Origin of the sequence: Pseudomonas massiliensis (assembly GCF_000826105.1) — a bacterium.
Taxonomy (GTDB): domain Bacteria; phylum Pseudomonadota; class Gammaproteobacteria; order Pseudomonadales; family Pseudomonadaceae; genus Aquipseudomonas; species Aquipseudomonas massiliensis.
In genome coordinates, this window is sequence record NZ_CCYK01000005.1 from 514,652 (window position 1) to 536,175 (window position 21,524).

Consider the following 21,524-nt stretch of genomic DNA (forward strand, 5'->3'; position numbering starts at 1 on the left):
GGGTGCCGCCCCGGAGGTGGCACCCCAGGGCTCAAGGAAGCAATACGGTGGAGCCGGTGGTCTTGCGACCGGAAAGATCCCGATGAGCCTGGGCCGCCTCGTCAAGACGATAGCGTTGGTGGACTTCCACCTTGACCTTGCCGCTGGTCACCATCTCGAAGAGTTCGTCGGCCATGCCTTGGAGGGCGCCTGGTACCGCATAGGTACCCAATGTCGGCCGAGTGACGTATAGCGAGCCCTTACTGGCAAGCACCCCCAGGTTCACTCCGGTTACCGCGCCTGACGCGTTGCCGAAGCTGACGAGGAGCCCGCGTGGGGCGACGCAGTCCAGCGAAGTTTCCCAAGTGTCCTTGCCTACCCCGTCGTAAACAACCGGGCATTTCTGGCCATTGGTCAATTCAAGCACGCGCTTGGCTACGTCCTCGCGGCTGTAGTCGATCACTTCCCAGGCCCCTGCGGCTTTCGCTTTCTCCGCTTTTTCCGCGGAACCTACGGTAGCGATGACCCTGGCGCCGAGAGCAGAAGCCCATTGGCAGGCCAGCAGCCCCACGCCACCGGCGCCAGCGTGGAACAGGATGGTTTCCCCGCTTTGCAGCCGGTAGGTCTGGCGCAGCAGGTACTGGACAGTCAGGCCCTTGAGCATCATCGCGGCGGCCTGCTCGAAGCTGATGGCTTCAGGCAACTTGACCACGACACTGGCTGGCAGCACATGCACGTCGCTATAAGCGCCCAATGGCCCTCCGGCATAGGCTACCCGATCACCGACCGACAGGCTGGTGACCTCGCTGCCAACAGCCTCGATGACGCCCGCGGCCTCGGTGCCCAGCCCGGAAGGGAAGCCCGGCGCTGGATACAGGCCGCTACGATAATAGGTATCGATGTAGTTCAAGCCAATGGCATGGTTACGTACTCTAATTTCGAGAGGGCCGGGCTCGCTGGGCTTGAACTCCACCAGTTCGAGCACTTCAGGACCGCCGTTGCTGGAAAACTGAATCCGCCTTGCCATCGGGTATCTCCTCGCTCTGTCAGGTTGATTGGCCTATCGGACGCCTTTCCATAGACCGGCGTCAACTGTCCAGGCGACAAGCAATGCTATGCTACGCGCCGATTTGGCCGGGCCGTCGACTCGGCCCTTGGCGTGTTTCGTCCATGAGGTAACCGATGAACAGTCGCACCGAGGCCGTGAAGGCCTATCTGCTCGAGCTGCAAGATCGCATCTGCAAGGCGTTGGAAGACGAAGATGGCGGTGCTCGTTTCCTTGAGGAAGCCTGGACGCGGCCGGCAGGGGGCGGTGGCCGTACCCGGGTCATCGACAATGGCGCGGTGCTGGAAAAAGGTGGAGTGAATTTCTCCCATGTCCATGGCACTAGCCTGCCGCCTTCGGCCAGTGCCCACCGTCCCGAGCTGGCGGGCCGCAGCTTCGAGGCCCTTGGCGTTTCCCTGGTGATGCACCCGCACAACCCCCATGTGCCCACGTCTCATGCCAACGTGCGTTTCTTCATCGCCGAGCAAGAAGGGCAAGAGCCGGTGTGGTGGTTCGGGGGAGGCTTCGACCTGACGCCTTACTATGCTTATGAAGAAGACTGTGTCCATTGGCACCAGGTGGCCGAGCGCGCTTGCGCGCCTTTCGGGCCGGATGTGTATCCGCGTTACAAGGCCTGGTGCGACCGCTATTTCCATCTCAAGCATCGCAATGAGCCTCGCGGTATCGGCGGGTTGTTCTTCGACGACCTCAACAGCTGGGACTTCGACACCAGCTTCGCCTTCATGCGTGCGGTCGGCGATGCTTACCTGGAGGCCTGGCTGCCTATCGTCAGGCGTCGTCGCGACATGCCCTGGACCGAAGCACAGAAGGCATTCCAGGAATACCGTCGGGGTCGCTACGTGGAATTCAACCTAGTCTATGACCGTGGCACGCTGTTTGGGCTGCAATCAGGTGGGCGTACCGAGTCCATCCTGATGTCGCTGCCGCCTCGGGTTCGTTGGGGCTATGACTGGAAGCCGGAGCCGGGCAGCGAAGAAGCGCGCCTGACCGACTATTTCCTGCAAGACCGTGACTGGCTGGGTACAGACCGGGTCACCGACCTACAACCCTGAGGGCTTTCATGGACAAGTACGTAGTGTTCGGCAATCCCATCGGCCACAGCAAGTCGCCGGCCATCCACAGGTGGTTCGCCGAACAGACTGGGCAACGCATGGAGTACAGCCCGTTGCTCGCTCCGCTGGACGGTTTCGCCGATGCGGCCCGGGCTTTCTTCGTCGAGGGTCTGGGCGCGAACGTCACCGTGCCTTTCAAGGAGCAAGCCTGGCAACTGTGCGACGTTCTGACGCCTCGCGCCGAGCGAGCCGGGGCGGTCAACATGCTTAGCCGCCTGGACGATGGGCGCCTGCGCGGAGACAACACCGACGGCGAGGGGCTGGTCAGCGACTTGCTGAACAATGGCGTAGACCTGAAAGGCGCACGCATTCTGCTGCTTGGCGCGGGCGGAGCCGCCCGCGGCGTGATCGAGCCTCTGCTGGAACAGCGCCCCGCGCAGCTGGCCGTCGCCAACCGCACCCCGGAAAAGGCTCAAGTCCTGGCGCAAGCATTCGCTGAACTCGGGCCGGTCGATGCGCTTTCCCTCGAGCACTTGGAAGGCCCAATGGACCTGATCATCAATGCCACTGCCGCAAGCCTGGCCGGAGAGGTTCCGCCGCTGCCTGCATCAGTGATCGCGGCCGGTCGTACAGTGTGCTACGACATGATGTACAGCGCCGGCCAGACACCTTTCAACGCTTGGGCTCAGGCCCAGGGCGCGTCCAGGACCATCGATGGGCTGGGCATGCTGGTGGAACAGGCCGCGGTGGCCTTCCGGTATTGGCGAGGCGTCGAGGTCGCTACTGCTCCGGTCCTCGCCGCGCTGCGCGGTTTGTAGGGGCCGCGAAGCCGTCATGTGCGGCTTCTGTTTCCAAGAGCGACGATTCCAGCCCGCATCCAATGGCCTGTTCGCCAGCTTCGCTGGCGCTATAACCCCTTCGTAACGACGGGCAGGGCTTCCTTGCCGTCTGCGGTCTTGACACCTTTGAGCCATGCCTCGAGCACCTCGGGGTGGGCTTTGAGCCAGGCCCTGGCCGCTTCGCCATTGCTGATCTTCTTGTCGACCACCTCGGCCATCACGGCGTTTTCCATGTCCAGGGTGAATCGCATCTGACTAAGGAAACGGGCAACTTCCGGGCAGGCTTGAGCGTAGCCGTTGCGCGTCACCGTATAGACCGAACCGCTGTCGCCGAAATACGCCTCACCCCCGGTGAGGTAATGCATCTTGAGCTTTACGTTCATAGGATGAGGCGTCCACCCCAGGAAAGTGATGAAGCGCTGTTTCTTCACTGCCCTGTCTACTTCCGCGAGCATGGCTTGTTCGCTGGACTCCACCAGCTTCCATTGCCCCAGGTCGAAGTCGTTCTTCTTGATCATGTCCTGGATGGACTGGTTGGCCGGCGCGCCCGAGCCGATGCCGTAGACTTTGCGATCGAATTTTTCGGCGAAGCGATTCAGGTCCTTGAAGTCATGTACGCCCGCAGCATAGACATAGTCCGGTACCGCGAGAGTGAACTCGGTGCCTTCGAGGTTCTTCGCCAGGCGGGTCACTTTGCCCGTAGCGATGAACTGGTCATCGAACCCCTTCTGTGCCGGCATCCAATTGCCCAGGAATACGTCTACCTGGCCGTCCCGCAAACCGCCATAGATGATCGGTACCGCCAGTGAGTCGACTTTGGCGGAATAGCCCATGGTTTCGAGTACTAGGCCGGCCAGGGCATTGGTGGCAGCGATGTCGCTCCAACCCGGGTCCGCCATCCGTACCGGGCTGCAGGCGTCGGCGGCTTGGACCGAGAGACTCGCCCCGGTCAGGCTGGCGAGCAGGATCATCGTGGTCAAGGACTTCATGGTCTTCCCCCTTCGTTTTCGTTTGAGTGGCAGGGTTGCGGAAAACGCGCCTTGCGCTCCAGATCGTCCAGGTCGATGTGGTTGCGCATGTATTGCTGACTGGCATCTACCAGAGGCTGGTGATCCCAGCTCTTCAGCGTACCCAAGGCCAAGGCCTGGGCGACGAACCGGCGGCGACGCTGGCTCGCCAGAACCTGGCGGTGGATCTGTGGAATGTCCCATCTGGCCCGCGCTTCGTCGAGAAAGGTGTCGAATACCTGGGCATAGTCGGGCGAGCCCGCCAGGTTCTCCCGTTCAGCCGGGTCGTTGACTAGGTGATAGAGCAGGCAAGGGTCGGCTTCACTGTAGATGAATTTGTAATCGCCCCGCCGAATCATCATCAGCGGGCTGGTGGTGCCTTCGGCCATGTATTCGCCATACACCTCGTCGTGGCCCTGCTCGCCGCGCAGATGGGGCATCAGCGAGCGTCCGTCCAAGGGAAGCCCTGGCTCGGCTTGCCCTCCGGCCAGTTCCACCAAGGTCGGCAACAGGTCGACCGTGGAGATGCTGGCGTCAACCCGGGCTGCTGGAAATTGCCCAGGCGCCCAGATGAACAATGGCACCCGGGCGGCCATCTCGAACCAATGCATCTTGTACCAGAGGCCGCGCTCGCCCAGCATGTCGCCATGGTCGCCGCTGAACACGATCACGGTGTCGTCAAGCAAACCTGTCGCTTCCAGCACGGTCACCAGCTCGCCTACCTGATCGTCGATGTAACTACAGGCGCCGAAGTAAGCGCGCCGTGCGTCGCGGACCTTATGTTCGGGCAAGGGCTTGCCCCAGAGGTCATAAACCTTGAGCAGCCGTTGCGAATGGGGGTCTTGCGCCTCCTGGGGAACAAGGTTTCGGGGCAGCGGAATCTCCGTATCGGCGTACCGATTCCAGTAAGCCTGGGGAATCGCATAGGGGTCGTGCGGGTGAGTCATGGACACCGTGAGGCAGAAGGGCCGGCCGTCTGCCTTGCGAACATGGTCATAAAGGTACTGCCGCGCCCGGAAGACCACTTCCTCGTCGAAATCCAGCTGGTTGGTACGCACACAAGGGCCAGCTTGCAGCACCGACGACATGTTGTGGTACCAGCTTGGCCGGGTATCCGGTTCATCCCAGTTCACTGCCCACCCATAATCGGCCGGGTAGATGTCACTGGTGAGCCGCTCTTCATAGCCATGAAGTTGGTCCGGACCACAAAAGTGCATCTTTCCACTCAATGCAGTGTGGTAGCCCAGGCGGCGCAAGTAATGAGCGTAGGTAGGCGTATCCGCGGGAAACTCCGCTGCGTTGTCATAGGCGCCGATACGGCTGGGCAACTGACCGCTGACCAATGTGAAGCGTGAGGGCGCGCATAGCGGGCTGTTGCAGTAGGCGGAGTCGAATACTACCGCCTCCTTCGCCAATCGCGTCAGATGAGGCAGCTTGAGCACGGAGGGTCCATGGAACGGCATCAGCGGAGCGGCCATCTGATCGGCCATGATGAACAGGATGTTCTTGCGCTTCGTCGAAGTCCGGCGTTCCATAGAGGCTCCTTATGCCAACTTGTTTTGGTTCAGGATGGGCTTCGTCTCGTGGGGCCGTAAATCCCGTTGGGCCTAATGACTAGGATAAGTAAGCCTTATGTTTGATCGCCTGGGTACCTTATCGCTGGATACGTTGCGCACCTTCGAATCAGCCGCTCGCCAGCGCAGTTTCACCGCGGCGGCCATGGAGCTAGGCACCACGCAGCCAGCCATCAGCCAGCAAATCAAGCGTTTGGAAGAGCAACTGCAACTGCGCCTGTTCGATCGGGTATACCGCGGTATCACCCTGACCGAAGCTGGTGAATGCTTGTTTCAGCATGTCAGCGATGGCCTGGGTAGCCTGGAGCAAGGGTTGCTGGAGGCGACCAGCCGGGGACAGCGGGAGGTCTTGCAGGTAGCCACTGACTTCGCCTTCGCGGCGTACTGGTTGATGCCACGGCTGCACCGCTTTCACCAGGCCCACCCCCAAGTCGACGTGAGTATCGTCACGGGCGAGCGCATGCACGGCATGCTACGCAGCGATACGGACATCGCTATCCAGTTCGGTGACGGCCGCTTTCCCGGCCATGGACAAAGCCATTGGTTGTTCAACGAAGAGGTGTTTCCGGTTTGCAGCCCCAGCCTGCTCAAGGAAATCGCGCTGCCCTTGCCTTTGCCCGCCCTGCCCCGGCTACCCTTGCTGCATCTGCGCAGCAACCAGGCCAATCGCTGGTTCGATTGGGAGCGACTGTTCCGGGCCGTAGGCATTGCGGTAACCCCCATGGCCGGTCAATTGCGCTTCGATAACTACACCTTGCTCATCCAGGCCGCCATTGGTGGCCAAGGGGTAGCCATCGGTTGGCGCCACCTGGTGGACGATCTTATCGCCCAGGGCTTGCTCTGCCGGCCAGTCGCCGAAAGCGTGCGCTCGGAATTGGGTTATTCCTTATGGCTACCCCAACGCAAACGACGCGGGCGCATGATCGATCACTTCGTCGATTGGCTGTTGGCGGAGCGCCTGGCATGAACCCTGAAGCCAAGGCCGGTGACTGGACAATCGAAGCGCGGGCTTTTCGGCTCGTCCGTTGGTGCAGTCATAATTTCTGGGTCTTGCGAGGGCCGGACGGTACCTGGCACGGGGAATTGCATGGCCTGGCCACTGACCGACGCAACGGACGCCCGGTGCCTATCGGGTATGCTCGCTGGCATGGGCTGCAAGCCTGGCATTTCCAGCCTGGCCAGGCCTGGACCCTGTGCAGGCCCGCCCAGCCCAGGATCGCGGTGGTGCAAGGTAATGCCAGCGACATCCTTGAGCGCTGGAACCGGGCCGTGGCGATGGTGGCTCAGATCAACCGGCTGGATCTGGACTACCCCCGCTGCGGCCTGGGATGGCGAGGGAAATGGGCCAACAGCAACTCCATCTTCAGCTACCTAGGACGGGCGATGGGGGTTACGCCGCCCCGCTTTGTCGGCCTATGGCAACCGGGACTGGACCGTCCAATCATGCCAGCCTGAAGTGGCTCAATTCAGCACGCCGTTGAGAATCTCATAGACGATGCCCGTACCGACGGCGATCAGCACCACGTCTGTGCCCAGCCGGCGCCATTCGTAGCCATCGTAGTGCGGTAGATGAGCCAGCGCGGCGCGATCGAGACGGTGGCCATAACCCGGCGGCAGAGGTCGGCCCTTGGCAATCTGGATACCGGGTGGCAAGGGGGTGCCGCGGCCAAAGTCGGTGCGGTGCTCACGGATGCTATCGCGCACCGGGCCAAAGTCTTGTGGCGGGCGACCACCCTTGGCCTGCTTTCCGGCCTGGCCCGGTTGGCCATTCTGACCATGGGCATTGCCGTGGCCGTTGCCCTGGCCATGCTGCTGCGGGCCCCCGTGCTGGTCGTCCGGGCCGGGAGCGGCCTCGGCCAGGGGCAAGCCCAAGGCGATGAAAGCGCCTAGTGCGGCGGCGATGAGCGAACGGGGAGCATGCATGGGGGGATCCTCTACGACAAAAAAGGGAGCGAACATCGCTCCCTTGTTCTTGCCGATTAGTCTGTCAAAACCGTAGGCAATTCCTCTGTATCAGGAACTTTACCTTGGGGTTCGAGCACTGCGTACGCCCTCGGCCAACGCCCCGCACAGGCTGAGTACGTCATCGACTGCCTGGGCTGGGCTAGGCGCCTGGGCGATCTTGTCCACTAGTGCCGAACCCACGACCACGCCGTCGGCCAACCGGGCGATGGCAGCAGCCTGCTCGGGCGTGCGAATGCCGAAGCCCACGCTTATTGGCAGCGAAGTATGCCTGCGCAGGCGTGCAATGGCGGCGCTGACCTGGTCACTGGTAGCTGAGCCGGCGCCAGTTACTCCGGCTACGGATACGTAGTAGACGAACCCGGAGCTACGCTCGAGTACGCGTGGCAAGCGGCTGTCATCCGTGGTAGGGGTGGTCAGGCGGATGAAGTCGATTCCGGCCGACTGGGCCGGGGTTGCCAGTTCAGCGTCGTGCTCCGGCGGCAGGTCGACGATGATCAAGCCATCCACACCAGCTTCCCGCGCCTGGGCCACGAAAGCCTCGACGCCGAAGCGGTGGATCGGATTGTAGTAACCCATCAGCACCAGCGGCGTGGTGGTGTCCGTTTCCCGGAATGCGCGGACCATGTCCAGGGTTTTGAGCAGGGTCTGGCCAGCGGCCAGGGCGCGCAGGGTCGCCAGCTGGATAGCGACGCCGTCCGCCATGGGATCGGTGAACGGCATGCCCAGCTCGATCACATCGGCACCGGCGGCGGGCAGGCCCTTGAGAATCTGCAAGGAAGCGTCGTAGCCCGGGTCACCGGCGGTTACGAAGGTCACCAGGGCGGCGCGGCCTTCGGCCTTGACCTGGGCGAAGCGTTGTTCGAGACGGCTCATGCCTGGGCCTCCTGGGCGGCCATGTGGTTCATTACAGTTTGCATGTCTTTGTCACCCCGACCGGAGAGGCATACCACCATCAAGTGGTCCCTGGGCAAGGTGGGCGCGCGGCGAATGGCTTCGGCCAGGGCGTGAGCGGTCTCCAGGGCCGGAATGATGCCTTCGGTTCGGCAGGTGAGATGGAAGGCTGCCAGGGCTTCGTCATCGGTGATGCTGACGTACTGCACCCGCTTGATCTCGTGCAACCAGGCATGCTCCGGCCCGATGCCAGGGTAGTCCAGCCCCGCCGAGATGGAGTGCGCGTCCGTGATCTGGCCATCGGTGTCTTGAAGCAGATAGGTGCGGTTGCCGTGGAGCACGCCCGGTACGCCGCCATTGAGGCTGGCGGCGTGCTTGTCGGTATCGACGCCATGCCCCCCGGCCTCGACACCGATGATTTCGACACTGGCGTCGTCCAGAAATGGGTGGAACAGCCCCATGGCGTTGGAACCGCCACCCACGCAGGCGATCAGGCTGTCTGGCAGACGGCCTTCCTTCTCCTGCAGCTGCTCGCGGGTTTCCTTGCCGATGATGGACTGGAAGTCACGCACCATCGCCGGGTACGGATGCGGGCCGGCGACTGTTCCGATGAGGTAGAAGGTGTCTTCCACATTGGTGACCCAGTCGCGCAGAGCCTCGTTCATCGCGTCCTTCAAGGTACCGGTGCCGGCGGTCACCGGAACGATCTGGGCACCGAGCAGGCGCATGCGGAATACGTTAGCCTGCTGCCGCTCGATATCGGTGGCACCCATGTAGATCACGCAAGGCAAGCCGAAGCGCGCCGCCACGGTGGCAGTGGCCACGCCATGCATGCCCGCGCCGGTTTCGGCAATCAGGCGCTTCTTGCCCATGCGCTTGGCCAGCAGCACCTGGCCTATGCAGTTGTTCACCTTGTGGGCGCCGGTATGGTTGAGCTCTTCGCGCTTGAAGTAGATCTTGGCGCCGCCGCAGTGCTCGGTCAGCCGCTCGGCGTAATACAGTGGGTTGGGCCGGCCAATGTAGTCGCGCTGGAAATACGCCAGCTGTTCGAGAAACGTCGGGTCCTGCTTGGCGGCCTCGTATTCACGAGCCAGGTCCAGCACGAGGGGCATCAGGGTTTCAGCGACGTAGCGGCCGCCGAAGGCGCCGAACAAGCCGTTGGCGTCGGGGCCGTTGCGCAGGGTTTGAGCGGTCATGGGAGCTTTTCCGAAGCGAGGACAGATGCCTAGACTGTAGCCGCGACAGGCGCTGCTGAAAACCGATAAGATTGCAGCAACCTGTAAGGAAATCTCACAGATCATGACCCGCCACCTGCCCTCGCTCAATGGTCTGCGCGCGTTCGAGGCCACTGCTCGCCTGGGTAGCCTGACCCAGGCGGCGCGGCACTTGAATGTCACCCATGGCGCCATCAGCCGTCAGCTGAAATTGCTGGAAGCTGAGCTAGGGGTAGCCTTGTTCAGCAAGGAAGGGCGCGGCCTCAGGCTGACCGACGCCGGGCTACGCTTGCGCGACGCATGCAGTCAGGCATTCGACAGCCTGCGTACCGCCTGCGCCGAGCTGGCTGCCGATCAGGCCGACGCCCCCTTTGTGTTGGGGTGTTCGGGAAGTTTGTTGGCCCGCTGGTTCATTCCGCGCCTGGGGCGCTTGAACGCGGACTTGCCCGACCTGCGTTTGCATTTATCGGCCGGGGAAGGCGATCTCGACCCTCAAAGCCCGAGCCTGGATGCCTTGCTGGTGTATGCCCAGCCGCCCTGGCCGGCCGAGGTACAGGTACATGAGCTATTGGCGGAGCGCGTAGGGCCAGTGGTCAGCCCCCACTACCGAGGCTGCGCCGCCCTGCTCGGAGCGCCGCCCACGGCGGTCTTCGGGGAAACCTTGCTGCAGACCGATTCGCGGCCACAGGCCTGGCCGGCCTGGGCACGGGCCCATGACCTGGATAGTGCAGGGCTGAAGTTCAGCCAGCGCTTCGAGCACTTGTACTATCTGCTCGAAGCTGCGGTGGCTGGCTTGGGTGTGGCGATCGCACCCCACGCCCTGGTAGCGGACGACCTTCAGGCGGGGCGGTTGGTCGCCCCTTGGGGGTTCAGCCAGACGACAGCCAGCCTGATGCTGTGGGTGCCACGCAGGCGCGCCGGCTCCCGGGCCGAGCGCTTGGCCGAGTGGCTACGCCAGGAGCTGGCGCGGCAAGCGGATCAGTGGGAGCGCTTGCAGAGCAGGTAGGCGGCGAGCAGGCCGACGGCACCGATGGCGATGCCAGCAGTGGTCAGCGGATGTTCCTGAGCGTATTCCTTGGTGGCCAGGCTGGTTTCACGGGTTTTCACCTTGACGTCTTCATAGACGTCGGCCAGCAGGCTGCGCGAATGCTTGAGCGCGGTTTCAGCGTTCGCCTTCAGTGCTTTCAAGGTCTTGCGCGATTCTTCCGAAGCATCGCCCTTAAGGCTTTCCAAAGAGCGCAGCAGGCTTTCGATTTCAGCTTCCATGCTTTGCAGCGAGGCTTTACGCAGCGAGGTATTGGCCATGGTTCACTCCTGGCGGATGGTTGCGGTGTTTAGGTCCGACTGCGCCGCTTCGTAAAAGTGCGGCGACTCTGAACTTTTGACCCTGCTCTGCGCACAGATGTAAACGGAGCCATCAGCATTGCCGATGGTACTGCCACTGACCGAGGAGCTGCATATGAGCGACCATCACACGTACAAGAAAGTGGACCTGGTAGGTTCTTCCACCGTCAGCATCGATGATGCGATCAAGAATGCCATCGCCGAAGCGGCCAAGACCATTCAGAACCTGGAGTGGTTCGAAGTGACCGAAACCCGCGGCCACATAGAAAACGGCCAGGTCGGGCACTTCCAGGTCACATTGAAGGTAGGCTTCCGTATCACCAATAGCTGAGTGGCACCTGGAAGCCACCTGCATCGAGCACTGGGCCGCCCCGGCGCCTGACTGGTTTGAATCGACTCAAAGGAACCTGAACGATGAAACGATTGATGTTGGCAACGCTCCTCATGGGGCTGGCGGGCAGCGCTCTGGCCGCGGGCAAGCCCTGCGATGAACTCAAAAGCGAAATCGACGCGAAGATCAAGGCAAAGGGCGCAGCCAGCTACACCCTGGAGGTAGTAGACAAGGGCAGTGCGGCCGACGGCAAGGTGGTCGGGACGTGCGAAGGTGGTACCAAGGAAATCGTCTACAAGCGGTAGCCGCTTCAACGCCCTGGGGCCAGGCGAGCCGCCTGGCTGGCAGGGCGTTCTGGCAAGCGCTCTAGCCTTTCATCAATTGCGCCAGCAGCTCGTATGAGCGCAGCCGATCGGCGTGCTCGTAGAGATCGCAGGTGAAGATGAGCTCATCGGCCTGGGTTTGCTGTAACAGTACTTCCAGCTTGGCGCGGATCTTCACCGGGCTCCCAATCATCGCCATGCCCAGGAAACTGCCCACGGCGTCTTTCTCATGAGGCAACCACAGGCCGTGCATGCTCTCCACTGGAGGTTGCAGCATCAGGCTCTGGCCGCGAATAAGGTTGAGAATGCGCTGGTACACTGAAGTGGCCAGGTAGTCGGCACGTTCGTCGCTGTCCGCTGCCACCAGGGGAATGCCCAGCATGACGTAAGGTTTGTCGAGATAGGCAGAGGGCGTGAAGTGGTCGCGATAGATGCGAATGGCTTCATGCATCAGGCGCGGGGCGAAATGCGAGGCGAAGGCATAAGGCAGGCCCCGCATGCCCGCGAGCTGAGCACTGAACAGGCTTGACCCCAGCAGCCATACCGGTACTCCAGTACCGGTGCCTGGTACGGCGATCACACGTTGGTCAGGGGTGCGTTCACCCAGGTACCCCAGCAACTCTTCGACATCCTGTGGGAAATCATCGGCACTGCCGCTTCGCTCACGGCGCAGGGCTCGTGCCGTCATCTGATCGGAGCCTGGCGCGCGTCCAAGGCCTAGATCGATGCGCCCTGGGTACAGGCTTTCCAGCGTACCGAATTGCTCGGCGATGACCAGCGGCGCATGGTTTGGCAGCATGACACCACCGGAGCCTACCCGGATGGTCGAGGTACCCCCGGCCAGGTAGCCCAGCAGCACGGAGGTGGCCGAACTGGCGATCCCATCCATGTTGTGATGTTCGGCTACCCAGAACCGGTTATAGCCAAAGCGCTCCAGGTGCTGGGCCAGGTCAAGGGAATTGCGCAGGGCCTGGGCGGGCCCGGTTTCCTGACGAACCGGCACCAGGTCCAGCGCGGAATATTTGATGTCACTCAAGGCTTTCATAACTACTCCAGAAACAGACACCCCCGCGCCGTTTTCCTGTGGGGGACACATTGAACTCTTTGTAACGCTTTCGCAAATCTGTGCTGAACTTGCGCTGGCGGCCTGGCCTCTCACAACGAGACGTTACCCACTACTTGAGGAAGCGAGCGATGATCAAGACAGCATCAGCGGTATGGAAAGGCAGCCTGAAGGACGGCCAGGGTGAAATCTCTACTGAAACCGGCGTGCTTAAAAGCGCTCCCTATGGTTTCAAGGCCCGCTTCGAAAACGGCCCTGGCACTAACCCTGAAGAGCTGATCGGTGCGGCCCATGCCGGTTGTTTCTCCATGGCCCTGTCAATGATTCTGGGCGAGGCGAACCTGACAGCCGAGCGCATCGACACCACCGCTCAAGTCACCCTGGATAAGCAAGATGACGGCTTTGCCATCACCAAGGTTCATTTGATTCTCAAGGCGAGCGTTCCCGGCGCCAGCGATGAGCAGTTTCAGGCGCTGGCTGCCAAGGCCAAGGCCGGCTGCCCGGTATCCAAGGTACTCAAGGGCGCCGAGATCACCCTCGACGCCACGCTGGTCTAAGCGCATGCGTGCCTTAACAGGCACGGGCATGGTGATGGCCGGGGCACTTGCCTTGGCCGTCAGCGTTCCGATAGCCGCAGCACCGAGGGATTGTGCCGAACTCAAAGCCGAGATCGAAGCCAAGATCCAGGCACAAGGCGTGGTCGCCTACACACTGGAAATTGTACCCGCCGCCGAAGCCACCGACCCGAGCATGATCGTAGGTAGCTGCGAGTACGGCACTCGCAAGATCATCTACCAGAAGAACGATACCTGATCGACATCCTTCCCTGACTAGAACAGGCAGTTGACTTGCCGCTCGGTCGCCAGGGTGGCACCTTGGGCGTCATACAGGAAAGCGAAGGTCTGCAGGCCGAGGTTACGCGCTTCCAGGCGATAGCGCTGGCCGGCCTTGAAGTTATCGTAACGCAGGTCAACGTAGCAGATACGCTCCGAGGGTTGCCCCATGGGCAGCGAGGCGGTGGTCACCTCATAATCGAAGCGAACCCGAAGTTCATGAGCGCCAGGGCGCACCTGAAAGAAGCGGCCATCTTCCAGGCGCTGCCCATCCAGGCGCTCGGCCATCACCATCTTCCCGGTACGGGTGAACATCTCGACCCAGGCCTGGGCTGGATCCGGTGTGGGCACTGGCGTGTTGCTACAGGCGCCAAGCAAGGCGAAAAGAACGAACGGAAGGTTGCGGCGCATAGGTCAGGTCTCGATTGGGCCCTGTCAGCATACGCCGCCAGGTGAACTCATGCGCGCTGGCAGCCCGCTGGTTGCGCGCGTCCGACCAGTCGGCTCTGCTCATCATAGAGCTTGGCCCAGGGTGTAAAGCCCAGGCTGCCGACTTCGAGGCGATAGCGCTCACCGGCATTGAAGCCTTGATATTTGATGTTCAACTGGCAGTCGCGTTGCAGCGGCTCGGCCTGGGGACCAATGTTGTCGGGAGTGACGGTAAATTGATAGCGCACCGTGAGCTCATGGCTACCAGGCTGAACCTCGAAGTAGCGAGGATCTTCCAAGGCTTGGGCATCGACCGTCTGCGCATGCAGGCTATCGTCCTTGGGCATGTGGAGGTCTACCCATGCCTGGTTGGGGTCCGGTTTAGGCAAGCCCATGCAGCCACCGAGGCTGAATAAGGCGGCAAGCAACAGGATTGTACGCATGAAAGGTGCTCCAGCAGGCATGATAAGGACCTCGGACCAGGCCCTGTAAGGCCACTTCAAGGCGACCTGACGCATGTTCGGATTTATTTTCTGGCGTTCGCGCCACGGCCCTCTCGACCGTCTTTCCAGGCTGTTGGTTCCCATGGCAGGGTGTTTTCTGCTCGGCGGTTGCTCTACCCTGGACTACTACCAGCAGCTGGCACGTGGCCAGTTCGCCTTGCTTCGCGCGCGTGAACCGGTCGCACAGACAATCGCCGATCCCCGCACGGCACCGACCTTGCGTGCCCGACTGGTCGACGCCCAGCAGGCACGGACCTTCGCCAGTGAACAGCTTGGCCTGCCAGACAACCGTAGCTATCGTCTGTATGCCGACATTCACCGGCCCTACGTAGTGTGGAATCTGTTTGCGACGCCCGAATTTTCCCTTGAGCCGGTGCAACACTGTTTTCCCATCGCTGGCTGCGTGGCCTACCGTGGCTATTACCAGCAAGGACGGGCCCGTGGCGCGGCGGCGCTGATGCGCTTGCAAGGCCTGGATGTATACCTCGGTGGGGTCGAGGCTTATTCCACGCTGGGATGGTTCGACGACCCGATCCTCAGCTCCATGGTGGGCTGGGACAGCGAACGCCTCGCCAGCCTGATCTTTCATGAGCTGGCGCATCAGCTGATTTATGCGCCAGGTGATACTGCCTTCAACGAGTCCTACGCCACCTTCGTCGAGCAAGAAGGCACCCGTCAATGGCGCCGCGCGCGTAGCCTGCCCCCGCTTGAGCAGGCTCCGGAAGCGAAGCAGGCTGCCTTCGTACAGTTGGTGCTTGGGTTGCGCGACCACCTCGGCGCGCTCTACGCCCAGCCCATGGCGCCCATGGTGATGCGGGCCCGGAAAGCCGCCTTGATCGAACAGTTTCGCCGAGACTATCGGCAGTTGCGGGACAGCATATGGCAAGGAAAGGGGCCCTACGACTCTTGGGTGCAAGGCCCTATCAACAATGCCAAGCTGCTCCCGTTCGGTCTGTACGACCAGTACGTTCCAGCCTTTGCCCGGCTCTACGAGCGCGCCGGGCAAAACTGGCGAGCCTTTCATGAAGCGGTTCGCAGCCTCGCCGGACAATCCGCTGAAGCGCGGCAGCGAGCGCTACAGGCGTTGCTCGCTGAAGGCTCGGTGTAGGTCCGCAAGGGTATGGAAATGGAATTCAGGCGCTTCGGCTTCCAGCTCCTCTACGCTGCCGAAGCCGTAGCCGACCGCGACAGCGGCAAGGCCGTTGCGACGCGCCCCGATCAGGTCGTGCTTGCGATCACCGATCATCAGGGTATCGCTAGGGTCCAGCCCTTCGACTTCGAGCAAGTGGGCGATCAGTTGGACCTTATCGGTACGGGTGCCATCCAGTTCGCTACCGTAGATCAGCTTGAAATGCTGGTCGAAGCCAAAGTGCCGGGCGATCTCCCGGGCAAAGGCCCAGGGCTTGGAGGTCGCTACGAAGAGGGTACGTTCCTGGGCGCGTAGCAGATCGAGGAGTTCAATGACGCCTTCGAACATCTCGTTCTCATACAGACCAGTGACCTTGAATCGCTCGCGATAGAAATTTACTGCTTCCCAAGCGCGTGCCTCGTCGAACCCATAGAACTGCATGAAGGCTTCCAGCAACGGCGGGCCGATGAAATGCTCCAGCTTGCGCAGGTCGGGCTCGTCGATGCCGAGCTTGGCCAGTGCATATTGGATGGAGCGGGTAATGCCCACGCGCGGATCGGTGAGGGTGCCGTCCAGGTCGAATAGCACATTGTGATAGCGCATCAACGGGCCTCTGGCTGGTATCGATCGAAGCCTTCGGCCAGGTGCTGGTCCTTGAGCTTGACGTAGTTGCCAGCGGTATAGGTGAAGAAGCTGCGCTCCTTCTCGGTCAGCGGCCGCACCTGTTTCACCGGGCTACCCACGTACAGAAAGCCGCTTTGCAGGACCTTGCCGGGCGGCACCAGGCTGCCGGCACCTATGATCACATCGTCTTCGACAACAGCGCCATCCATCACCGTGCTACCCATGCCGACCAGGATGCGGTCGCCCAGGGTGCAGCCGTGCAGGATCACCTTGTGGCCAATGGTGACATCATTGCCGACCACCAAGGGGAAGCCCTTATCGTTGAAGGGTCCGGCATGGGTGATGTGCAGCACGCTGCCATCCTGCACGCTGGTGCGCTGGCCGATACGAATGCGGTGCATATCGCCGCGGATGACGGTCAAAGGCCAGACGGAGCTATCCTCGCCGATATGGACATCGCCGATGACTACCGCAGTGGCGTCTACAAAGGCTCTTGGCCCGACCACGGGGCTGTGCCCGGCGAATGTGCGAATCACGATAGTCTCCTTCTGTACCGACAATAGGCGCCACCGATGCTGCGGTGACCGTTGATTGTAATTAAGATGAACCAGTGTTTCCTCTCCAAGCCAAGGTATGTGACCGTGACCGAGACCAATCCGCTGCTCCAGCCCTACGATCTGCCGCCCTTTTCGGCGATTCTGCCCGAGCACGTTCAGCCGGCGATCGAGCGCATTCTCGCGGATAACCGCGCCCAGGTCAGCGCCATTCTCGAGCGCCAAGGCAGCGAGCCCAGCTGGGAAGGGCTGGTACTGGCCATGGACGAGCTCAACGACCGCCTCGGTGCGGCCTGGAGCCCGGTCAGCCACCTCAATGCAGTGTGTAACAGCCCTGAGCTGCGCCAAGCTTACGAGGCTTGCCTGCCTGCCTTGAGCGCCTACTCCACCGAACTGGGCCAGAACCGCCAGCTGTTCGAAACCTTCCAGGCCCTGGCGGCAAGCCCCGCCGCCCAGGGATTCGACGTGGCTCAGAAGACCATCCTGGAACATTCGCTGCGAGACTTCCGCCTTTCCGGCATCGACCTGCCGGCTGAACAGCAACAGCGCTATGCCGAGGTGCAGAGCAAGCTCTCCGAGCTAGGCAGCAAGTTCTCCAACCAACTGCTCGATGCCACCCAAGCCTGGACCAAGCTGATAACGGACAAGCAGGCCTTGGCCGGCCTGCCGGAATCGGCACGCGCGCAGATGGCGGCCGCCGCCCAGGCCAAGGACCTGGAAGGCTGGCTGATTACCCTGGAGTTCCCAAGCTACTATGCGGTGATGACCTACGCCGAAGATCGCGCTCTGCGCGAGGAAGTCTACCGGGCCTACTCGACCCGCGCCTCCGACCAGGGGCCCAATGCCGGCCAGTTCGATAACGGGCCGGTGATGAACGAAATCCTCGACCTGCGTCAGGAACTGGCCAGGCTGCTGGGCTTCGGCAACTATGCAGAACTGAGCCTGGCCACCAAGATGGCCGAGTCCAGCGACCAGGTGCTTGGGTTCCTGCGTGATCTGGCCCAGCGCAGCAAGCCGTTCGCCGCTCAGGACCTAGAACAGCTCAAGGCCTTTGCTGCCGAGCATGGTTGCCCGGATCTGCAAAGCTGGGACAGTGGCTTCTATGGAGAAAAGCTTCGGGAGCAGCGCTATAGCGTTTCCCAGGAAACCCTGCGTGCCTATTTCCCCATCGACAAGGTGCTCGACGGGCTGTTCGCCATCGTGCAGAAGCTCTACGGTATCGAAATCGCGGAGCTGTCCGGCTTCGATAGCTGGCACCCGGACGTACGTCTGTTCGAGATCAAGGAAAACGGCCAGCATGTAGGGCGCTTCTTCTTTGATCTCTACGCGCGCGCCAACAAGCGCGGCGGCGCCTGGATGGACGGTGCCAAGGACCGTCGGCGCACCGTCGATGGCCGCCTGCAAAGCCCGGTCGCCAACCTGGTCTGCAATTTCACCCCAGCGGTACCGGGCAAGCCAGCGCTGTTGACCCACGACGAGGTGACCACCCTCTTCCATGAGTTTGGTCATGGCCTGCATCACTTGCTCACTCGCATCGAGCATGCGGGAGTGTCCGGCATCAACGGCGTGGCCTGGGATGCGGTAGAGCTGCCGAGCCAGTTCATGGAAAACTGGTGCTGGGAGCCCGAAGGCCTGGCATTGATGTCTGGCCATTACGAAACTGGCGAACCATTGCCCAAGGACCTGTTGGACAAGATGCTGGCGGCGAAGAACTTCCAGTCCGGCCTGATGATGGTGCGCCAACTGGAGTTCTCGCTGTTCGACTTCGAGCTGCACGTCAGCCACGGTGACGGGCGCACTCCGCTTGAGGTGCTCGAAGGCATCCGCGATCAGGTGTCGGTCATGCGGCCACCGGCGTACAACCGCTTTCCCAACAGTTTCTCGCACATCTTTGCCGGTGGTTATGCCGCGGGCTATTACAGCTACAAGTGGGCCGAGGTACTTTCGGCGGATGCCTTCTCCCGCTTCGAGGAAGACGGTGTGCTCAACCCCGAAACGGGGCGGGCGTTCCGTGAAGCCATTCTGGCGCGGGGAGGTTCCCAAGCGCCGCTGGTACTGTTCAAGGATTTCCGTGGCCGAGAGCCGTCCATCGATGCGCTGCTGCGTCACAGCGGCCTGGTGGAAGGCGAGGCGGCGTGATGGAGGCTGTGGTGAGCAAGACCAAGAAGCGGTTCATCGCCGGGGCGGTTTGCCCGGCCTGTAGTGAAATGGACAAGTTGATGATGTGGAACGAAGACGACGTTCCTCATCGTGAATGCGTGGCCTGCGGCTATTCCGATACCCTCAATGCCCAAGGCCAGTCCATTCCTCGTGAGCTGGGCACCCGGGTGAACCAGGCCGAAGCCAAGCCCAAGCCGAAGGTGCAGACCGTGCAATTCTTCCCCAACCCCAAATTGAAGAAGTGACGTCTGCCCGATGGGAGCCAGCGTCAGCTGGCGAAATCGGCTCCAAACCGCCCCACCACGGAAGTCAGCCGGCGTGAAAACGCTCCATGCTGTTGCTCAAGTGCAGCAGCATGGCTGCCCGGGCGGCGTCGGCATCTTGCCGTCGAATGGCGGCATAGATGGCTTCATGTTCAGCCTGGGCCATGCGCCCCAGTACCGTGAAGTCCTCGCCGCCGCGCTCCTGGTGGTTGAGCTGGGTGCGTGGAATGAGCGCGGCGCCCAAGTGCAGGAGCATCTCCGCAAAGCAGTCATTCCCGGTGGCCTGAGCTATAAGCAAGTGGAACCGGCGATCAGCTTCCACACAACTGTCGTTGTTGGCCAGCAGGCGTTGGTAATCGTCCAGCGCCTCGCGCATCTGTGACAGTTGAGCTTCGCTGCGCCGCCGCGCCGCCAGGGCCGCCGCTTGGGTTTCCAGGCCCATGCGTAGCTCCAGCACGCTACGCACGTTGGTCAGGGTAGCGACGTTGAGGCGCATGCCAGCCTGGGGCACCCGCTCCATCACAAAGGTACCCACACCGTGCCGAGTCTCTACCAGCCCGGCGGCCTGGAGTTTGGACAAGGCTTCACGCACCACTGTGCGACTCACGCCATGCTCGCCGACGATGGCCGTTTCTGAAGGCAATTTCTGCCCCATAGCGTAATCGCCGCGAAGAATGCGCTGGGTCAGCTCATTGACCAGGTCGTGTGCCAGGTTGGGCGCGCGGCGTCGAGTGGCTTGTTCGCTGTGGGAGGGCATGTCGCAAGTCCGATGTAGAAGATAGCCATCTTAACATCCACGAGCCGAACGGGTTTGTTGTATGACAACACACCTTCAAGATTAGGATTCATCGGCGTTTTTACCGTATAGGCCCAACGTAAAGGGCGAGAGGATTGTAGCGTCGGGAAACCAGTTGTATGATGTCTATCAGCGTAGGGGTCGTTCAGGCCCTGATCGCGGTTTGAGGCGCACCGCGCCCTACCCCGCATAAAAATAACAGTGGGAGTATCGATGTGAGCAATCCGAAGGTGGTCGCCGGCTCCGGCGAAATCGACACAGTGCTGGCTCGTGCCGTGGCGAAGGTGAAGCAGCGTGTGCTTCCGCTGTTCGTCATCATGTTCATCGTCAACTACATTGACCGGGTGAACATTGGCTTTGTCCGCACGCATCTTGAACACGACCTGGGTATCGGTGCCGCGGCTTACGGACTAGGCGCCGGGCTGTTCTTCATCGGCTATGCCTTGTTCGAAGTCCCGTCCAATATCCTGCTCCAGCGCATAGGCGCCCGTTTGTGGCTTACCCGCATCATGTTCACCTGGGGCATCGTGGCCACGCTGATGGCCTTCGTGCAGAACGAAACCCAGTTCTACATCCTGCGCTTCTTGCTGGGCATCGCCGAAGCAGGCTTCTTTCCAGGCGTGATCTACTACTTCACCCGGTGGTTGCCCGGTGTCGAGCGTGGCAAGGCCATCGCCATATTCCTTAGCGGCTCGGCCATCGCCTCGTTGATTTCCGGGCCCTTGTCTGGCGCATTGCTGAGCATCGAAGGCCTGAACCTGCGCGGCTGGCAGTGGATGTTCCTGATCGAAGGACTGGCGTCAGTGTTCCTGTGTTTCATTGTTTGGTTCTGGCTCGATTCGCGGCCCCATGATGCCAAATGGCTCAGCCGAGATGAGCAGGATGCGCTTGTACAGGCCATCGACCAGGAGCAACGCGAGCGCGAGGCATTGGCCACGGTGAAACCGACCATGGGCCAGTTACTCAAGGACGGACAGATCCTGCTGTTCTGCCTGTTGTACTTCTGCATTCAGCTGACCATCTATGCCGCGACCTTCTGGCTGCCCAGCATCATCAAGAAAATGGGTGACCTGAGCGACTTCCAGGTGGGCCTGTTCAACTCGATTCCTTGGCTGATTTCGATCATTGCCATGTATGCCTTTGCCGCCGCCTCTGGCAAATGGCGCTTCCAGCAGGCCTGGGTTGCCTGTGCCCTGCTCATCGCCGCGTTGGGGATGTTCCTGTCCACCACGGGCGGTCCTGTCTTCGCCTTCGTGGCGGTATGCTTCGCCGCCATTGGCTTCAAATCCGCCTCCGCGCTGTTCTGGCCGATCCCTCAGGCTTACCTGGATGCGCGAATCGCTGCGGCGGTCATCGCGTTGATCAACTCCCTCGGTAACCTGGGGGGCTTCTTCGCGCCAGCCACCTTCGGTTTCCTGGAACAACAGACCGGTTCCATCGTCGGTGGCCTGTATGGCTTGGCCGGCACCTCGATCCTGGCCGCCATACTGGTGTTCTTCGCCAAGACCCGCCCCGGCGCCCAGCCGCCCTTGAACCAGCCAGGCGCGGGTACCGCCCTGGGCAAGCCTCACTGAGACTACGGAAC

General features: G+C 61.6%; 26 protein-coding genes. 13 read left to right on the plus strand and 13 right to left on the minus strand.

Annotation, left to right across the window (positions count from 1 at the left end):
* Window positions 1-31 precede the first annotated feature (31 nt).
* A complete protein-coding gene (locus BN1188_RS05825) occupies window positions 32-1,006 on the minus strand; it encodes an NADPH:quinone reductase (RefSeq protein WP_040260438.1) in 975 nt (324 codons plus the stop codon).
* A 155-nt stretch (window positions 1,007-1,161) separates the two neighbouring features.
* Between BN1188_RS05825 and hemF the strand changes: the two genes are divergently transcribed.
* Both hemF and aroE read left to right on the plus strand, forming a co-directional pair.
* On the plus strand, window positions 1,162-2,097 hold the full coding sequence (gene hemF / locus BN1188_RS05830) for an oxygen-dependent coproporphyrinogen oxidase (RefSeq protein WP_040260439.1): 936 nt from the start codon (window positions 1,162-1,164) through the stop codon (window positions 2,095-2,097).
* A gap of 8 nt (window positions 2,098-2,105) precedes the next feature.
* On the plus strand, window positions 2,106-2,915 hold the full coding sequence (gene aroE, locus BN1188_RS05835; RefSeq protein WP_040260440.1) for a shikimate dehydrogenase: 810 nt from the start codon (window positions 2,106-2,108) through the stop codon (window positions 2,913-2,915).
* A gap of 89 nt (window positions 2,916-3,004) precedes the next feature.
* Here the strand turns inward: aroE and choX are convergent, their stop codons facing one another.
* Both choX and betC read right to left on the minus strand, forming a co-directional pair.
* On the minus strand, window positions 3,005-3,925 hold the full coding sequence (gene choX / locus BN1188_RS05840; RefSeq protein WP_040260441.1) for a choline ABC transporter substrate-binding protein: 921 nt from the start codon (window positions 3,923-3,925) through the stop codon (window positions 3,005-3,007).
* A complete protein-coding gene (gene betC, locus BN1188_RS05845; protein WP_040260443.1) occupies window positions 3,922-5,478 on the minus strand; it encodes a choline-sulfatase in 1,557 nt (518 codons plus the stop codon). Before betC ends, choX begins: the two co-directional genes overlap by 4 nt.
* A gap of 97 nt (window positions 5,479-5,575) precedes the next feature.
* Between betC and BN1188_RS05850 the strand changes: the two genes are divergently transcribed.
* Both BN1188_RS05850 and BN1188_RS05855 read left to right on the plus strand, forming a co-directional pair.
* Window positions 5,576-6,484: a choline sulfate utilization transcriptional regulator gene (locus BN1188_RS05850; protein ID WP_040260445.1), complete on the plus strand. Its 909-nt coding sequence runs from the start codon at window positions 5,576-5,578 to the stop codon at window positions 6,482-6,484.
* A complete protein-coding gene (locus BN1188_RS05855) occupies window positions 6,481-6,972 on the plus strand; it encodes a hypothetical protein (RefSeq protein ID WP_052469166.1) in 492 nt (163 codons plus the stop codon). Before BN1188_RS05850 ends, BN1188_RS05855 begins: the two co-directional genes overlap by 4 nt.
* Window positions 6,973-6,978: 6 nt before the next feature.
* Here the strand turns inward: BN1188_RS05855 and BN1188_RS05860 are convergent, their stop codons facing one another.
* The 3 genes from BN1188_RS05860 to trpB all read right to left on the minus strand — a co-directional run bounded on the left by BN1188_RS05860 (window position 6,979) and on the right by trpB (window position 9,569).
* The gene (locus tag BN1188_RS05860) at window positions 6,979-7,440 is read right to left on the minus strand and encodes an anti-virulence regulator CigR family protein (RefSeq protein ID WP_040260447.1); all 462 of its coding nucleotides are present in this window, start codon (window positions 7,438-7,440) and stop codon (window positions 6,979-6,981) included.
* Between the two features lie 99 nt (window positions 7,441-7,539).
* Window positions 7,540-8,355, minus strand: coding sequence for a tryptophan synthase subunit alpha (gene trpA, locus BN1188_RS05865; RefSeq protein WP_040260448.1), 816 nt, complete (start codon window positions 8,353-8,355; stop codon window positions 7,540-7,542).
* Window positions 8,352-9,569: a tryptophan synthase subunit beta gene (gene trpB, locus BN1188_RS05870; protein ID WP_040260449.1), complete on the minus strand. Its 1,218-nt coding sequence runs from the start codon at window positions 9,567-9,569 to the stop codon at window positions 8,352-8,354. Before trpB ends, trpA begins: the two co-directional genes overlap by 4 nt.
* A gap of 55 nt (window positions 9,570-9,624) precedes the next feature.
* Between trpB and BN1188_RS05875 the strand changes: the two genes are divergently transcribed.
* Window positions 9,625-10,593, plus strand: coding sequence for a LysR family transcriptional regulator (locus BN1188_RS05875; protein WP_187375314.1), 969 nt, complete (start codon window positions 9,625-9,627; stop codon window positions 10,591-10,593).
* Here BN1188_RS05875 and BN1188_RS05880 read toward each other — a convergent pair.
* Window positions 10,566-10,892: an ElaB/YgaM/YqjD family protein gene (locus BN1188_RS05880; RefSeq protein WP_040260451.1), complete on the minus strand. Its 327-nt coding sequence runs from the start codon at window positions 10,890-10,892 to the stop codon at window positions 10,566-10,568. The genes BN1188_RS05875 and BN1188_RS05880 overlap by 28 nt on opposite strands.
* 154 nt (window positions 10,893-11,046) lie before the next feature.
* Here BN1188_RS05880 and BN1188_RS05885 point away from each other — a divergent pair, with 154 nt between their 5' ends.
* Together BN1188_RS05885 and BN1188_RS05890 are read left to right on the plus strand one after the other, a co-directional pair.
* A complete protein-coding gene (locus tag BN1188_RS05885; RefSeq protein ID WP_040260574.1) occupies window positions 11,047-11,262 on the plus strand; it encodes a dodecin in 216 nt (71 codons plus the stop codon).
* Window positions 11,263-11,345: 83 nt separating this feature from the next.
* Window positions 11,346-11,567, plus strand: coding sequence for a DUF1161 domain-containing protein (locus BN1188_RS05890; RefSeq protein ID WP_040260454.1), 222 nt, complete (start codon window positions 11,346-11,348; stop codon window positions 11,565-11,567).
* Window positions 11,568-11,628: 61 nt separating this feature from the next.
* On the opposite strand, the gene BN1188_RS05895 is transcribed toward BN1188_RS05890, so the two are convergent.
* Window positions 11,629-12,630, minus strand: a complete 1,002-nt coding sequence (locus BN1188_RS05895; protein WP_040260455.1) for an LLM class flavin-dependent oxidoreductase — start codon at window positions 12,628-12,630, stop codon at window positions 11,629-11,631.
* 149 nt (window positions 12,631-12,779) lie between these two features.
* Here BN1188_RS05895 and BN1188_RS05900 point away from each other — a divergent pair, with 149 nt between their 5' ends.
* Together BN1188_RS05900 and BN1188_RS05905 are read left to right on the plus strand one after the other, a co-directional pair.
* Complete coding sequence (locus BN1188_RS05900) at window positions 12,780-13,205, plus strand: OsmC family protein (protein WP_040260457.1); 426 nt, start codon at window positions 12,780-12,782, stop codon at window positions 13,203-13,205.
* Between the two features lie 28 nt (window positions 13,206-13,233).
* On the plus strand, window positions 13,234-13,461 hold the full coding sequence (locus tag BN1188_RS05905; RefSeq protein ID WP_232430905.1) for a DUF1161 domain-containing protein: 228 nt from the start codon (window positions 13,234-13,236) through the stop codon (window positions 13,459-13,461).
* A gap of 17 nt (window positions 13,462-13,478) precedes the next feature.
* On the opposite strand, the gene BN1188_RS05910 is transcribed toward BN1188_RS05905, so the two are convergent.
* The gene (locus BN1188_RS05910) at window positions 13,479-13,892 is read right to left on the minus strand and encodes a PA0061/PA0062 family lipoprotein (protein WP_040260458.1); all 414 of its coding nucleotides are present in this window, start codon (window positions 13,890-13,892) and stop codon (window positions 13,479-13,481) included.
* A gap of 47 nt (window positions 13,893-13,939) precedes the next feature.
* Window positions 13,940-14,353 carry a PA0061/PA0062 family lipoprotein gene (locus tag BN1188_RS05915; protein WP_040260459.1) on the minus strand — a complete coding sequence of 138 codons (414 nt, stop codon included), beginning with the start codon at window positions 14,351-14,353 and terminating at the stop codon, window positions 13,940-13,942.
* Window positions 14,354-14,426: 73 nt separating this feature from the next.
* On the opposite strand from BN1188_RS05915, the gene BN1188_RS05920 reads away from it, so the two are divergent.
* Entirely contained in the window at window positions 14,427-15,521 is a 1,095-nt protein-coding gene (locus BN1188_RS05920; RefSeq protein WP_040260460.1) for an aminopeptidase, read from the plus strand.
* Here the strand turns inward: BN1188_RS05920 and BN1188_RS05925 are convergent.
* Window positions 15,489-16,145, minus strand: coding sequence for an HAD family hydrolase (locus BN1188_RS05925; protein ID WP_040260461.1), 657 nt, complete (start codon window positions 16,143-16,145; stop codon window positions 15,489-15,491). The two genes, BN1188_RS05920 and BN1188_RS05925, sit on opposite strands and share 33 nt — an antisense overlap.
* Window positions 16,145-16,705 (minus strand): gamma carbonic anhydrase family protein, encoded by a 561-nt coding sequence (locus tag BN1188_RS05930; RefSeq protein WP_040260576.1) that lies wholly within the window; start codon window positions 16,703-16,705, stop codon window positions 16,145-16,147. The genes BN1188_RS05925 and BN1188_RS05930 overlap by 1 nt, the downstream gene beginning before the upstream one ends.
* Window positions 16,706-16,768: 63 nt before the next feature.
* On the opposite strand from BN1188_RS05930, the gene prlC reads away from it, so the two are divergent.
* Both prlC and BN1188_RS05940 read left to right on the plus strand, forming a co-directional pair.
* Entirely contained in the window at window positions 16,769-18,859 is a 2,091-nt protein-coding gene (gene prlC / locus BN1188_RS05935; protein WP_084596160.1) for an oligopeptidase A, read from the plus strand.
* Complete coding sequence (locus BN1188_RS05940) at window positions 18,859-19,125, plus strand: YheV family putative zinc ribbon protein (RefSeq protein WP_187375315.1); 267 nt, start codon at window positions 18,859-18,861, stop codon at window positions 19,123-19,125. Before prlC ends, BN1188_RS05940 begins: the two co-directional genes overlap by 1 nt.
* A 64-nt stretch (window positions 19,126-19,189) precedes the next feature.
* On the opposite strand, the gene BN1188_RS05945 is transcribed toward BN1188_RS05940, so the two are convergent.
* Window positions 19,190-19,900, minus strand: coding sequence for a FadR/GntR family transcriptional regulator (locus BN1188_RS05945; protein ID WP_040260465.1), 711 nt, complete (start codon window positions 19,898-19,900; stop codon window positions 19,190-19,192).
* A gap of 254 nt (window positions 19,901-20,154) precedes the next feature.
* On the opposite strand from BN1188_RS05945, the gene BN1188_RS05950 reads away from it, so the two are divergent.
* Window positions 20,155-21,513 carry an MFS transporter gene (locus BN1188_RS05950; RefSeq protein WP_052469167.1) on the plus strand — a complete coding sequence of 453 codons (1,359 nt, stop codon included), beginning with the start codon at window positions 20,155-20,157 and terminating at the stop codon, window positions 21,511-21,513.
* The last annotated feature ends 11 nt before the right edge of the window (window positions 21,514-21,524 follow it).

Excerpts from the sequence above, each read along its gene's own strand:
- BN1188_RS05825 (WP_040260438.1), bottom strand. The coding sequence starts at position 1,006 with ATGGCAAGGCGGATTCAGTTTTCCAGCAACGGCGGTCCTGAAGTGCTC.
- hemF (WP_040260439.1), top strand. The coding sequence starts at position 1,162 with ATGAACAGTCGCACCGAGGCCGTGAAGGCCTATCTGCTCGAGCTGCAA.
- aroE (WP_040260440.1), top strand. The coding sequence starts at position 2,106 with ATGGACAAGTACGTAGTGTTCGGCAATCCCATCGGCCACAGCAAGTCG.
- choX (WP_040260441.1), bottom strand. The coding sequence starts at position 3,925 with ATGAAGTCCTTGACCACGATGATCCTGCTCGCCAGCCTGACCGGGGCG.
- betC (WP_040260443.1), bottom strand. The coding sequence starts at position 5,478 with ATGGAACGCCGGACTTCGACGAAGCGCAAGAACATCCTGTTCATCATG.
- BN1188_RS05850 (WP_040260445.1), top strand. The coding sequence starts at position 5,576 with ATGTTTGATCGCCTGGGTACCTTATCGCTGGATACGTTGCGCACCTTC.
- BN1188_RS05855 (WP_052469166.1), top strand. The coding sequence starts at position 6,481 with ATGAACCCTGAAGCCAAGGCCGGTGACTGGACAATCGAAGCGCGGGCT.
- BN1188_RS05860 (WP_040260447.1), bottom strand. The coding sequence starts at position 7,440 with ATGCATGCTCCCCGTTCGCTCATCGCCGCCGCACTAGGCGCTTTCATC.
- trpA (WP_040260448.1), bottom strand. The coding sequence starts at position 8,355 with ATGAGCCGTCTCGAACAACGCTTCGCCCAGGTCAAGGCCGAAGGCCGC.
- trpB (WP_040260449.1), bottom strand. The coding sequence starts at position 9,569 with ATGACCGCTCAAACCCTGCGCAACGGCCCCGACGCCAACGGCTTGTTC.
- BN1188_RS05880 (WP_040260451.1), bottom strand. The coding sequence starts at position 10,892 with ATGGCCAATACCTCGCTGCGTAAAGCCTCGCTGCAAAGCATGGAAGCT.
- BN1188_RS05885 (WP_040260574.1), top strand. The coding sequence starts at position 11,047 with ATGAGCGACCATCACACGTACAAGAAAGTGGACCTGGTAGGTTCTTCC.
- BN1188_RS05890 (WP_040260454.1), top strand. The coding sequence starts at position 11,346 with ATGAAACGATTGATGTTGGCAACGCTCCTCATGGGGCTGGCGGGCAGC.
- BN1188_RS05895 (WP_040260455.1), bottom strand. The coding sequence starts at position 12,630 with ATGAAAGCCTTGAGTGACATCAAATATTCCGCGCTGGACCTGGTGCCG.
- BN1188_RS05900 (WP_040260457.1), top strand. The coding sequence starts at position 12,780 with ATGATCAAGACAGCATCAGCGGTATGGAAAGGCAGCCTGAAGGACGGC.
- BN1188_RS05905 (WP_232430905.1), top strand. The coding sequence starts at position 13,234 with ATGGTGATGGCCGGGGCACTTGCCTTGGCCGTCAGCGTTCCGATAGCC.
- BN1188_RS05910 (WP_040260458.1), bottom strand. The coding sequence starts at position 13,892 with ATGCGCCGCAACCTTCCGTTCGTTCTTTTCGCCTTGCTTGGCGCCTGT.
- BN1188_RS05915 (WP_040260459.1), bottom strand. The coding sequence starts at position 14,353 with ATGCGTACAATCCTGTTGCTTGCCGCCTTATTCAGCCTCGGTGGCTGC.
- BN1188_RS05920 (WP_040260460.1), top strand. The coding sequence starts at position 14,427 with ATGTTCGGATTTATTTTCTGGCGTTCGCGCCACGGCCCTCTCGACCGT.
- BN1188_RS05925 (WP_040260461.1), bottom strand. The coding sequence starts at position 16,145 with ATGCGCTATCACAATGTGCTATTCGACCTGGACGGCACCCTCACCGAT.
- prlC (WP_084596160.1), top strand. The coding sequence starts at position 16,769 with ATGAACCAGTGTTTCCTCTCCAAGCCAAGGTATGTGACCGTGACCGAG.
- BN1188_RS05940 (WP_187375315.1), top strand. The coding sequence starts at position 18,859 with ATGGAGGCTGTGGTGAGCAAGACCAAGAAGCGGTTCATCGCCGGGGCG.
- BN1188_RS05945 (WP_040260465.1), bottom strand. The coding sequence starts at position 19,900 with ATGCCCTCCCACAGCGAACAAGCCACTCGACGCCGCGCGCCCAACCTG.